11 protein-coding genes are annotated in these 11,882 nt (G+C 65.4%); 9 read left to right on the forward strand and 2 right to left on the reverse strand.

What is annotated here, in order from left to right:
* The coding region (locus AC5JJ6_RS22580; RefSeq protein WP_496044222.1) for an adenylate/guanylate cyclase domain-containing protein at positions 1-1,386 on the forward strand (1,386 nt) is incomplete at its 5' end.
* A 60-nt stretch (positions 1,387-1,446) separates the two neighbouring features.
* Here AC5JJ6_RS22580 and htpG read toward each other — a convergent pair.
* A complete protein-coding gene (gene htpG, locus AC5JJ6_RS22585) occupies positions 1,447-3,333 on the reverse strand; it encodes a molecular chaperone HtpG (protein ID WP_496044223.1) in 1,887 nt (628 codons plus the stop codon).
* A 252-nt stretch (positions 3,334-3,585) separates the two neighbouring features.
* Between htpG and AC5JJ6_RS22590 the strand changes: the two genes are divergently transcribed.
* Genes AC5JJ6_RS22590 through AC5JJ6_RS22600 form a run of 3 tightly spaced genes read left to right on the forward strand, consistent with a single transcriptional unit; the run spans position 3,586 to position 7,355 of the window.
* Positions 3,586-6,102, forward strand: coding sequence for a helicase-related protein (locus AC5JJ6_RS22590; RefSeq protein WP_496044224.1), 2,517 nt, complete (start codon positions 3,586-3,588; stop codon positions 6,100-6,102).
* Positions 6,099-6,521, forward strand: coding sequence for an RNA-binding S4 domain-containing protein (locus AC5JJ6_RS22595; RefSeq protein ID WP_496044225.1), 423 nt, complete (start codon positions 6,099-6,101; stop codon positions 6,519-6,521). The genes AC5JJ6_RS22590 and AC5JJ6_RS22595 overlap by 4 nt, the downstream gene beginning before the upstream one ends.
* Before the next feature lie 51 nt (positions 6,522-6,572).
* Positions 6,573-7,355 (forward strand): TerC family protein, encoded by a 783-nt coding sequence (locus AC5JJ6_RS22600; RefSeq protein ID WP_496044226.1) that lies wholly within the window; start codon positions 6,573-6,575, stop codon positions 7,353-7,355.
* Here the strand turns inward: AC5JJ6_RS22600 and AC5JJ6_RS22605 are convergent.
* The gene (locus tag AC5JJ6_RS22605; RefSeq protein ID WP_496044227.1) at positions 7,329-7,946 is read right to left on the reverse strand and encodes a DUF938 domain-containing protein; all 618 of its coding nucleotides are present in this window, start codon (positions 7,944-7,946) and stop codon (positions 7,329-7,331) included. The genes AC5JJ6_RS22600 and AC5JJ6_RS22605 overlap by 27 nt on opposite strands.
* 88 nt (positions 7,947-8,034) lie before the next feature.
* Between AC5JJ6_RS22605 and AC5JJ6_RS22610 the strand changes: the two genes are divergently transcribed.
* The 5 genes from AC5JJ6_RS22610 to AC5JJ6_RS22630 form a co-directional block, all read left to right on the forward strand.
* A complete protein-coding gene (locus AC5JJ6_RS22610) occupies positions 8,035-8,571 on the forward strand; it encodes a tellurite resistance TerB family protein (protein ID WP_496044228.1) in 537 nt (178 codons plus the stop codon).
* A gap of 110 nt (positions 8,572-8,681) precedes the next feature.
* Positions 8,682-9,026 (forward strand): ferredoxin FdxA, encoded by a 345-nt coding sequence (gene fdxA / locus AC5JJ6_RS22615; RefSeq protein ID WP_496044229.1) that lies wholly within the window; start codon positions 8,682-8,684, stop codon positions 9,024-9,026.
* 365 nt (positions 9,027-9,391) lie between these two features.
* Positions 9,392-9,895: a CarD family transcriptional regulator gene (locus AC5JJ6_RS22620; RefSeq protein WP_496044230.1), complete on the forward strand. Its 504-nt coding sequence runs from the start codon at positions 9,392-9,394 to the stop codon at positions 9,893-9,895.
* A gap of 180 nt (positions 9,896-10,075) precedes the next feature.
* Positions 10,076-10,906: a hypothetical protein gene (locus tag AC5JJ6_RS22625; protein ID WP_496044231.1), complete on the forward strand. Its 831-nt coding sequence runs from the start codon at positions 10,076-10,078 to the stop codon at positions 10,904-10,906.
* A gap of 202 nt (positions 10,907-11,108) precedes the next feature.
* Positions 11,109-11,882 (forward strand): RNA polymerase factor sigma-32 (locus AC5JJ6_RS22630; RefSeq protein WP_496044232.1); only part of this gene is annotated, 774 nt, incomplete at its 3' end.

The following is an 11,882-nucleotide window of genomic DNA, read 5'->3' on the forward strand; positions in this document are numbered from 1 at the left end:
CCCTATTGGGCGGAGCCGGTCTGGTCGGCGGAGGGCAAGACCACCCTGTTGACGCTGCGGATGCCGGTCCGCCGCGACGACAAGTTCATCGGGCTGATGATCGTGGCGGTGGCGCTCGGCGACCTGTCGCGCTTCCTGTCGGAGCTCTATGTCGACGAGGGACTGAGCGCCTTCGTCCTCTACGACCGCGACCACGTGATGGCGCATCAGGCCCTGCGCTACAAGGAATTCGATTTTTCCGGACAGGCCGGGCTGCCGCTGCCGCGCGTCGACCAGGTGGACGATCCGGTGCTGGCGAACTTGTGGCGCAACAGCCGGCCGGCCGACCGATTCACGATCACGGGCCGCAACCGGACCAACGCGGAAGTTGTCGAGATCGGCGACGACAGCCACCTGTTCCTGCTGCGCAGCCTGGAAGGCTACGGCGCGCAACCCTGGACAGCCGGCATCAATTACCGCCTGGACGAGGTCGGCGTGGAGATCGAGCGCCTGTGGACCACGGCGCTGGTCGGTTTCGGCATCCTGCTGGTGTCGGTCGGTGCGGCGCTTTGGATCGGGCGCGCGATCAGCCGGCAGATCGGCCGGCTGGCGGCTGCCGCCTCAAGCGTCAGCGCGCTGGACTTCAAAGGCGCCCCTACCCTGCCCGATAGCCGCTTCCGCGAGCTGGCGAACGCGGCGGACGCCTTCAACGCCATGGTCGCCGGGCTCCGGTGGTTCGAGACCTATGTCCCCAAGGGGCTGGTGCTGCGGCTGATCCAGCGTGACGCCTCCGACAAGACGGGCGGCGGCATCGGATCGGAAGAGCGGCAGGTGACCGTCATGTTCACCGACATCCGGGGCTTCAGCGCACTGGCCGAAGATCTGGGCGCCGCCGAGACGGCGGCCCTGCTGAACAGCCACTTCTCCCTGCTGTCCGCCTGCATCGAGGCGGAGGGCGGCACGGTGGACAAGTTCATCGGCGACGCCGTGATGGCGTTCTGGGGCGCACCGGAAGTCCAGCAGGATCATGCGGCGAGAGCCTTGCGGGCGGCGCATGCGATTGCGGTGGCGATACATGGCGACAACGTCAAGCGCTGCGCCGTCGGCCTGCCGGCGGTCCGCGTGCGGATCGGCCTTCACAGCGGCCCGGTGGTCGTCGGCAATATCGGCTCCGCCAGCCGGATCAACTACACGATCGTCGGCGACAGCGTGAACACGGCGGCGCGAATCGAGGAACTGGCCGCCGGTCTCCAGGGAGAGGCCGAAGTGATCGTCCTGGCCGGCGCGTCGACCGCCGAGGAAAGCGGCGGCTGCGTCGCCCTGACCTCCGTCGGCATCCGGAACCTGCGCGGACGGAGCGAGCGGGTCGAGGTGTTCAGGTTGGATCTCGATACGGCCCAACCCTAGACGGGCGTTCACCTAAGAGGCGAACGCCCTTCCGGAGGCCGATCAGGCCGGGGCAAACCGTCAGGCGGCCAGCCCGGTCAGCAGGCCCTTCTCCAGCATCACCGCCAAGCGGCGGGAGAAGGCGGCGGGATCGGGGATCTGCTCGCCTTCCACGATGCGGGCCTGATCCAGCAGCAGCCATGCCACGTCTTCCAGACCGTCGCTGACGCCGTCCTTCGCCGCCAGATCGGTCAGCCGGCGGATCAGCGGGTGGGTCGGGTTGACCTCAAGGATACGCTGGGCGCTGGTGTCGAGCTGACGGTGCTGCTTCAGCAGGCGCTCCAGGTGCATGTCCATGTCGCCCTCGTCCGCCACCAAGCAGACCGGGCTGTCGGTCAGCCGCTCGGAAATGCGGACATCCTTGACGGCATCGGCCAGCGTCAGCTTGAGCGCCGCCACCAGACTGCCGAGATCGTTTTCGGCGGGCTTGTCTTCCGCCGGCTTTTCGGGCTCGTCAGCAGCCTTGATCCGGGACAGGTCGGCGCCGCCGCGGGTGACCGACTTGAACTTCTTGTCCTTGTATTCCGCGACCGACGGGATCCAGAACTCATCGACCGGATCGGTCAGCAGCAGCACCTCGACGCCGCGCGCCTTGAAGCCCTCGATCTGCGGGCTGCGGCGGAGCGTGTCGATATCGTCGCCGGTGATGTAGAAGATCGTGTCCTGGCCTTCCTTCATCCGGCCGACATAGTCGTCCAGCGACACCAGTCCCTCGGCTCCGGTGGTGCGGAAGCGCAGCAGCTTGGTGATCTGCTCGCGGTGCTCGTAGTCCTCGTAGAGGCCTTCCTTGAGGACGGCGCCGAAGTTTTCCCAGAAGGTGGCATAGGCCTCGGCCTGCTCGGTGTCGTCGGCCTTCTTGACGAGGTCGCCCAGCACCCGGCGCACGATGCCGCTGCGGATCTTGGCCAGCATCGGATTGTGCTGGAGCATCTCGCGGCTGACGTTGAGCGGCAGGTCCTCGCTGTCCACCACGCCGCGCAGGAAGCGCAGGTAGGGCGGGACCAGACCTTCGGCCTCGTCGGTGATGAAGACGCGCCGGACATACAGCTTGACGCGGTGGCGGCGGTCCGGGTTGAACAGGTCGAACGGCTTGGTCGCGGGCACGAACAGCAGGCTGGTGTATTCGATCTTGCCTTCGGCCCGCCAATGCATGGTCAGCCAGGGCTCGTCGAAGGCATGGCCGACGTGATGGTAGAATTCCTTGTACTGCTCAGGCGTGATCTCGTTCCGGGAGCGGGTCCACAGGGCCGACGCCTTGTTGAGCGACTGGGCTTCCTCGCCCTCACCGTAAAGGATCGGCAGTGCGATATGATCGCTGTATTTCTGGACGATTCGGCGCAGCCGGCTTTCCTCCAGGAACTCGCCCTCGTCGGCCTTCAGGTGCATCACGACGCGGGTGCCGCGCGGAACGTCTGTGGCTTCGCTGACGGTGAAGTCTCCCCTGCCGTCAGATTCCCAGCGCCAGCCCTGGCTTTCGCCGGCCTTGCGGGTCAGCACGACGACCTTGTCCGACACCATGAAGGCGGAATAGAAGCCGACGCCGAACTGGCCGATCAGCCCGACGTCCTTCTTGGCGTCGCCGGTTAGCTTGTTCATGAAGGCGGCGGTGCCGGAGCGCGCGATGGTGCCTAGATTCTCGATCAGGTCTTCGCGGTTCATGCCGATGCCGTTGTCGGCGACCGTCAGGGTCTTCGCTTCGGCATCGGTCGTCAGGCGGATCTTGAGATCGGGGTCTTCCGCAGAAAGTTCGGGCTGGGTCAGGGCCGCATAGCGCAGGCGGTCACAGGCATCTGAGGCGTTCGAGATCAGCTCGCGCAGGAACACTTCCTTTTCGCTATAGAGCGAGTGCGCAACGATATCGAGCAGGCGGCTGACTTCGGCCTGGAAACTAAGCCGTTCCTCGGACATTGCTGTTTCACCTTCGGTATAAGTTTAGCGTCGAAATCGGGCTGGGTGCGTAAGCTGTGCCAGATATGTGAAATGCCGCGAAAAGCTGCAACCCTTTTGGTCGGGAGGAATCGCGGCTGCGGCTTATTGTCCTTCAACTCCCACAAGCCCTGGCAACTCCCACAAGCCCTGGCATCGCAGATCCACATTACGGCCCTTGCAATGCGGCACCCGAAGCCCAATGCTCTCCTCATGAGCGCAGTATCCTCTGGCGTGGCCTCTCAGCACCAGGGGCGGGTCACCGCCGTTCTTGGGCCGACGAATACCGGGAAGACCTATCTCGCCATAGAGCGGATGCTGGGACACCGGTCGGGTATGATCGGCTTTCCGTTGCGCCTGCTGGCGCGCGAAAACTACGATAAGATCGTCAAGGCCAAGGGCCGTCACGCCGTGGCGCTGGTCACCGGCGAGGAGAAGATCATTCCTCCCCGCGCGGTATATTTCGTCTGCACCGTCGAATCGATGCCGCTGGACCGGCCGGTCGCCTTCATGGGAGTGGACGAGATCCAGCTCGCCGCCGATCCGGAGCGCGGCCACATCTTCACCGAGCGGCTGCTCCACGCGCGCGGCATGGACGAGACCATGTTCCTGGGCGCCGACACCATCAAGCCGCTGATCCAGCGGCTGGTGCCGCGATGCGAGTTCATCAGCCGTCCGCGCTTCTCGTCGCTGACCTATGCCGGCCACAAGAAGCTGACGCGGCTGCCGCCGCGTTCCGCCGTGGTCGCGTTCTCCGCGACCGACGTCTACACGATAGCCGAGCTGATCCGGCGTCAGCGCGGCGGGACCGCCGTGGTGCTGGGAGCCCTGAGCCCGCGCACCCGCAACGCCCAGGTGGCGCTGTATCAGGCGGGCGAGGTCGATTACCTGGTGGCGACCGACGCCATCGGCATGGGGCTGAACATGGACGTGGACCATGTCGCCTTCGCCAAGCTCAACAAGTTCGACGGCCATGCGCCGCGACGGCTGCGCCCCAACGAGATCGCCCAGATAGCGGGCCGCGCCGGCCGGCACATGACCGACGGCACCTTCGGCACCACCGGCGACCTCAACGGGCTGGACGCCGAGACCATCGACGCGGTCGAGAACCACAAGTTCGAGACGCTGAAGTCGATCATGTGGCGAAACACCGCACTTCGGTTCGACAGTCCTGGCCTGCTGCTGAAGACGCTGGAGGAGCGGCCGAACCGGCCGGAGCTGATGCGGGTGCGCGATGCCGACGACCATTTGTCGCTGATCGCCCTGTCGCGCGACGCCGAAATCGCAAGGCTGGCGACCAACCGTCAGGCGGTTCGCCTGCTGTGGGAGGTCTGCCAGATCCCGGACTTCCGCAAGGTGCTGTCCGACGCCCATACCAGGCTGCTGTCGCAGATCTACCGCCACCTGATGACGCCCGAAGCCCGCCTGCCGGAGGAGTGGGTGGCGAAGCAGGTGGCGAGGATGGACAAGACAGAGGGCGATATCGATACGCTGGTGTCGCGGATCGCCCATATCCGCACCTGGACGTATATCTCGCACCGGCCCGACTGGCTGACCGACCCGGCCCATTGGCAGGAGCGTGCCCGCGCGATCGAAGACAAGCTGTCCGACGCCCTGCACGAGCGGCTGACGCAGCGCTTCGTCGACCGCCGCTCCGCCGTGCTGGCGCGCACGCTGGCGGGCGGCGGCGAGTTGCTGGCCGCCGTGACCGCCGCCGGTGAGGTGCTGGTGGAGGGCCACCATGTCGGCCGGCTGGAAGGCTTCCACTTCACGCTCGACCCCGAGGTGCGGGAGGACGACGTGCGCGCCTTCATGAGCGCCGCGCGCCGTGCCCTGAAGGACGAGATCGGGCGGCGGGTGCGGCTGCTGGAGCAGGCTGGAGACGAGACGATCGAGTTGCGCCCGGATGGCGTGCTGTCCTGGCAGGGCCATCCTGTCGCTCGGTTGGGAGCCGGGCCATCGATCCTGACGCCTTCGGTGGTGCCGCTGCACGACGACCTGTTTGAATCCGGCCAGCGCGACAAGGTGCGGACACGCCTTTCCCGCTGGGTCGAAGCCTTCATCAAAGACCGGCTGGCGCCGCTGTTCAGACTGCGCGACGCCGAGTTGTCCGGTCCGGCGCGCGGGCTGGCCTTTCAGCTGTCGGAGTCGCTGGGCAGTCTGTCCCGGCCGGGCTTGGAGTCGCTGATCGGCGGCCTCGCCAAGGCCGACCGGCACGCGCTGGCGAAATTGGGAGTCCGGCTGGCGACCAGCCAGGTCTTCATGCCGGCCCTGATCAAGCCGCGCGCGGTGGAGACACGGGGATTGCTGTGGGCCGTCCTGCACGGCGGACACGCCGCGATGCCGCTGCCGCCGCCGACTCCGCCAGCCGGACGGGTTTCGGTGGCGACCGACGCTGTACCCACGGACTTCTGGGAAGCGGTCGGCTATCCGCCGATGGGTCCCCGTGCCCTTCGGGCCGATATCCTGGAAAGGCTGGAACGGGAGCTATACAAGCGCACGACCGAAGGTCCGCTGACGGCGGCGCCGGATCTGGCCCAGATGATCGGCAGTACGGTCGAGGACCTGGAAGGCGTCCTGGCCTCCATGGGATACCGCCGCCGCGAGGGCGAAGACGGAGCGGTGACATGGCAGCGCCAACGCCCTTCCCGGCGCGGAGAGAAGCGCCGGGGCAAGGGTGAGAAGCCGGCGGCGAAACCCCGGCCCGATTCGCCTTTCGCCAAGCTCAAGCAGATAGAATTCATCCGATGACGGACGACGACGACAATGATGACGGCCTGAAGGGGACGAGTGCGGAAGCCGGGTCCGGCCGGTTGAGGCTGGACAAGTGGCTGTGGTACGCCCGCTTCTTCAAGACCCGCAGCCTAGCCGCCAAGCTCTGCGCCGCCGGGGCCGTCCGGATCGGCGGCGCCCCCGTCACCAAGGCTCATCATTCCGTCAAGCCGGGCGACGTCCTGACCTTTGCCCAGGGACGGCATATCCGGGTCATCAAGATCGTAGCGCTCGGTGTCCGGCGCGGCCCTGCTCCGGAGGCGCAGGCGCTCTACGAGGATCTGTCGCCGCCGGCGCCCGAGACGGCGATGCCGCGCGCGGCGGAGCGTCCATCCGGGACGGGACGCCCGACCAAGGCGGAGCGGCGGGCTACGGAAAAACTGCGGGAAGAGTTCTGACGCCGTTTCGGGAACGGAACAATAACGGCAGGGCGCGGTTTTCGAGGCGCCATGCTTGAACTCCTCACAGATCCCCAGACCTGGGCGAGCCTTTTGACGCTGACGGCGCTCGAAATCGTGCTCGGCATCGACAACATCATCTTCATCTCGATCATGGCGGCCCGCCTGCCGCCGGAGCGTCAGGCGCGCGGACGGCAGGTCGGGCTGGCCCTGGCCCTGATCACCCGTCTCGGCCTGCTCGCGTCGATCGCGTGGATTTCGACCCTGACCAACCCGCTCTTCACGATCGCGGAATTCGACATATCGGTCCGCGACCTCGTCCTGATCGTCGGCGGGCTGTTCCTGCTGGGCAAGGGAACGACGGAGATCCACCAGAACCTGGAGGGCGAGGAAGAGGGGGAAGGCAGCACCGGCGGCACCGCCAGCTTCGCCTCAGTCGTGATCCAGATCATGCTGCTCGACATCGTATTCTCGCTCGACTCGGTCATAACCGCAGTCGGCATGGCGCAGGCGCTGGAAGTCATGATGGCGGCCGTCGTGATCGCGGTCGGCGTGATGCTGTTCGCATCGGGACCGGTCAGCAACTTCGTCAACGGTCATCCGACCGTGAAGATGCTTGCCCTCAGCTTCCTGCTGCTGGTCGGCGTGGCGCTGGTGGCCGACGGGCTGCACTTCCACATTCCCAAGGGCTACCTGTACTTCGCCATCGCCTTCTCGGTGCTGGTCGAAGCGCTGAACCTGCTGGCAAGCCGGCGGCGCCGGAAAAAGGCGGGCGGGCTGTCGGCTTTACGGCGGCGGGCGATCGCCTCAGCCGCGGCGGAACACGACCGATAGGTTGTTGGCTGGCATCTCGATCACCTCGGCCAGCGTCAGTCCCGCCTGGGCCGCGGCATCGCTCACCTCGTCCAGATCGCGGACACCCCATTCCGGGTTCTGCGCGCGCAGGGACTGGTCGAAGTCTTCGTTGCTGGAGGCGGTGTGCCGGCGGTTCCGCAGATAGGGGCCATACAGATAGAGCGGTGCGGCCGTCGGCAGCGTCCGCGCGGCACCCGCCAGCAGGCCCAGGGTGGAAGCCCAGGGCGAGATGTGGATCATGTTGATGCAGACGATGGCGTCGGCATGGGTCACCGGCCACGCGCGGGCGGCGGCGTTGAGGTCCGCCGGGGCCGTCACGTTGGTCACGCCGGTCTCGGCGATCCAGGCGCGGATGCTGGCCCGGTTGTCCGGGTCGGGATCGGTCGGCTGCCACATCAGGTCCGGCAGCGCCTCGGCGAAGAAGACGGCATGCTCGCCGCTGCCGCTGGCGATTTCCAGCACCGTGCCGGCAGCCGGCAGCACCTGACGGAGGACATCCAGGATGGGTCCCCGGTTGCGGAGGGTCGCCGGGGCGTAACGGCGTGGGTCAGGGCCGGCTGCAATCATCATGGCCGAAAAGCTAGTGTCTCCCGCGCCGAAGGGCAAGCATGACTCTCGGGGGGTCGCTATCGGCTTAGGAGCAACCATCTTCAGGTTAGTGGACTTCATCAACCGACCTGAATCCACAACCCGATACGACAACAGGATCTACGGCATGCTGGCGCGATTGAAAGCCCTGTTTACGGATGACGACGCGGAGAGGATGGGACGGCGCTCGCACGACGAGGTGCAGTTGGCCGCTGCCACCCTGCTGGTCGAGGCGGCCCGGATGGACGACAGGATCGGGCCGAACGAGCGGGCTCGCATCCGGACCATGCTGGAGCAGCGCTTCTCCCTGACCGATCCCGAAGCCGATTCGCTGCTGGCCGCCGCCGAGACGGAAACCGAAGGTCCGGCCCAGTGGCATCGCTTCACCTCTACCCTCAAGGACCGTTTTTCCGAGGAAGAGCGCATTCAGATGATTGAAATGCTCTGGGAAGTGGTCTACGCCGATGGCGAACTTCATGATTTGGAAGCGAGCCTCTTGCGCAGGGTGGGTGGTCTGCTCTACGTCTCCGACCGCGACCGTGGAGCGGCCCGGATGCGTGTGCTCGACCGGTTGGGCATCGCCGACCCGACCATCGAGGCGCCCTGACGGCTGGCCGGATCGCTGCCGACGGAATTACTGTTGATCGATAGAGCCATGCGGGTCTGGACGCCGGAGATGGTCCGGACCCCATGTATGAGGAAAAAGGGAAAGCGAGCATGCCCTACGTCGTCACCGAGAACTGCATCAAGTGCAAATATACCGACTGCGTCGAGGTGTGCCCCGTCGACTGCTTCTACGAAGGGGATAACATGCTCGTTATCCAGCCCGACGAGTGCATCGACTGCGGCGTCTGCGAACCGGAGTGCCCGGCCGAGGCGATCATTCCCGACACCGAGCCCGAGGCCGAGAAATGGCTCGAGTTCAATCGGGAATATTCGGAGAAGTGGCCGAACCTGACCCGCAAGAAGGATGCTCCCGCCGACGCGGACGAATTCAAGGGTGTGCCCGGCAAGTTCGAGAAGTTCTTCAAGGCGGAACCCGGGACCGGCAATCCCGAGTGACCTGACACGCCGGAGGGTACGGGCTCAGGGCAACCGGGCGCGGCAAATTGACCGGGCTCCGGCCCATCCGCCCGTTCCGCCATGCGAATCCCGCAGGTCCGCCCATCGGCAGTCCGGCGCCTGTTGCCTATTACCAACACGTTATATCTTTGTAACGCACTGCTCACTTCCTATATAATGGCGGCCTTGAGCCCGGCTGCTTTCTCGCGCGTGCCGGGCTTGCGATGCTCCAGGCTTCGAATGCCGAGTCTGCCGGCCCCGACGTTCAGTAGGGGCCGATAGCGGGTTATTCAGCCTTTCGTTGTCCCGAAGCATCCGGTCGGGACAGCCGGATGCCAGCGAGCGTGAAGTGAGAGCCAATAGGAATGATGAACAAGCTTGAGTTCACGGCCGGTGATTTCGTCGTTTACCCGGCCCACGGGGTCGGTCGTGTCGAGGGAATCGAAACCCATCACATTGCCGGTCAGACCGTAACCCTTTATGCCATCACCTTCGAGAAAGAGCGCATGACGCTGAAGGTGCCGGTGGGTAAGGCCAAGGACTCAGGACTGCGCCGTCTCAGCTCCAAGGATCGGATCAAGGTCGCGCTGGATACTCTCCAGGGACGCTCACGCGCCCGCCGCGCCATGTGGAGCCGCCGCGCCCAGGAATACGAAGCGAAGATCAACTCGGGCGACCCGGTTTCGATCGCCGAAGTCGTTCGCGACCTCTATCGCGGCAGCGATCAGCCCGACCAGTCCTATAGCGAGCGTCAGATCTATCAGGCTGCCCTGGAGCGTCTTGCGCGCGAGTTGGCCGCCGTCGAGAAGATCGACGAGGGCAAGGCGACCGAACGCCTCGAAGCCGTTCTGACGAAGGCCGCCGCCTGAGGTGCTCCTCAGGAAGAGGGCGGGCTCGCGGCAGGCTTGCATCGGGTAGACTGGCGAATGTGCCGGGCGATTGGAGCATAATCCCCGGCCACTCTCTTTTATCCGCTTTTGCTGCACACGCCGGATGCTTAAAGTCGGGGTTCAGTCCAAGCCGGACCGGAGTAGCGTTTACGCGTCCTGATGCCAGATAATCAGAAATTTGCGGATATCCGCCAGCCGAGGCGGATCTGGGCCGTCGGCGCCATCCACGCCGATGTGGAGCGCCTTTCAGCCCTGCACACCGACATAGGCCGTCGCTTCATGCCTGGAGACAGGCTTGTCTACACCGGCAACATGATCGGCCGCGGGAGCGCCGTCCGGGAAACGATGGACGAATTGCTGTCCTTCCGGCGTGCTCTGATCGCCATGCCCGGCATGCTGGCAAGCGACGTGGTGTATCTGCGCGGCGCGCAGGAGGAGATGTGGCAGAAACTGCTCCAGCTCCAGTTCGCCCCCGACCCTTCCGTCGTCCTGGGATGGATGCTGCGCCAGGGCGCCGATGCGACGCTGATCGCCTATGGCGGCAACCCCGAACAGGGGATGAACTGCGCGCGTGACGGCGCCGTATCGATCACTCGGTGGACCAACAGCCTGCGCGGCGCGATGCGGGCCGCAGCCGGTCACGAAAACGTGATGAGCGCCCTGCGGCGCGCCGCATACACCAGCCTGCCGGATGAAGCCGGCGTCGAGCAGGTGCCGGGCGGCATCCTGATCGTGGCGTCCGGCATCGAGACATCGCGTCCGCTGGGCGCCCAGGGTGACAATTTCTGGTGGGGCGGTCCCGGTTTCGCTCGTATCGACCGGCCCTATGGGGCTTTTCACCGCATCGTCAGAGGCTTCGATCCGGGGCGGAGCGGTGTCCAGGTCGGGGACTTCACCGCCACTCTCGACGGAGGATGCGGTTTCGGCGGTCCATTGGTCTGCGGCTGCCTGACACCTTCCGGTGAAATTCTCGAGCTCATCGAAGTCTGACCTTCCGAACCCCCGGTCCGGAAGCTGACTTCCGCGCCTGATAATCGCCAGAATCCTGCCTGCAAAATTCTTCTCGCCCGCAGTGATCCGAACCCTTCCGGGTTACGTATCTCATGCAACAGACGGCACCAACCGGTGTTGACCCTGCAAAGGACAGGGCCATCCCCGCGGTCGCTCGTCCATCAGGGGGAAGGACAGCAGGATGGCGCATATCGATGACCCGGAGACTCAGCGGGCAAATCTAACCTTCATCAAGGCATCGATGCGGGAGCCTTTGCTTACCCGCGACCATGAATTCGACCTTGCCCGGAGCTGGCGGGAAGACGGCAAGGAAGATGCTCTTCATGAGCTTGTCCGGGCTTATACCCGCCTCGTCGTGTCCACGGCATCCCGTTTCCGCAACTATGGCCTTCCCATGGGCGATCTGGTCCAGGAAGGCAATGTCGGCTTGATGCAGGCGGCCGCGCGCTTCGAGCCCGACCGCGAAGTCCGCTTCTCCACATATGCGGCATGGTGGATCAGGTCGGCGATGCAGGACTACATCCTGCGGAACTGGTCGATCGTCCGGACCGGCACGACGGCCGCCCAGAAGAGCCTGTTCTTCAACCTGCGCCGGCTGCGGGCCAAAATCGAGGACGCCTCCAACAACGGCTCCCTGACCCAGGCCGGGCGCCAGAAGATCGCGACCGAACTCAAGGTGGAAGTCCACGAGGTCGAGGCCATGGAGATGCGCCTGAGTGGCGCCGACCAATCGCTCAACGCCCCCATCAGCGACAGCGGCGAGGACGATTGGCAGGACTTCCTGGCGGACCAGCGGCCCAGTCCAGAGGAAGTCGTGATCGGTATGCGCGACAGTACGACGCGTTCCAAGTGGCTGGCTGAAGCATTGGGCGAGTTGAGTCCCCGCGAGCGCACGATCATCGCCCAGCGTCGCCTGCGCGACGACGGAGCCACGCTTGAGGAGCTTGGCAGGGAG

The sequence above is a fragment of the Skermanella sp. genome (assembly GCF_059503625.1).

Coding starts and splice junctions, on each gene's coding strand:
- htpG (WP_496044223.1), bottom strand. CDS start 3,333: ATGTCCGAGGAACGGCTTAGTTTCCAGGCCGAAGTCAGCCGCCTGCTC.
- AC5JJ6_RS22595 (WP_496044225.1), top strand. CDS start 6,099: ATGACGGACGACGACGACAATGATGACGGCCTGAAGGGGACGAGTGCG.
- AC5JJ6_RS22600 (WP_496044226.1), top strand. CDS start 6,573: ATGCTTGAACTCCTCACAGATCCCCAGACCTGGGCGAGCCTTTTGACG.
- AC5JJ6_RS22605 (WP_496044227.1), bottom strand. CDS start 7,946: ATGATGATTGCAGCCGGCCCTGACCCACGCCGTTACGCCCCGGCGACC.
- fdxA (WP_496044229.1), top strand. CDS start 8,682: ATGCCCTACGTCGTCACCGAGAACTGCATCAAGTGCAAATATACCGAC.
- AC5JJ6_RS22620 (WP_496044230.1), top strand. CDS start 9,392: ATGATGAACAAGCTTGAGTTCACGGCCGGTGATTTCGTCGTTTACCCG.
- AC5JJ6_RS22625 (WP_496044231.1), top strand. CDS start 10,076: ATGCCAGATAATCAGAAATTTGCGGATATCCGCCAGCCGAGGCGGATC.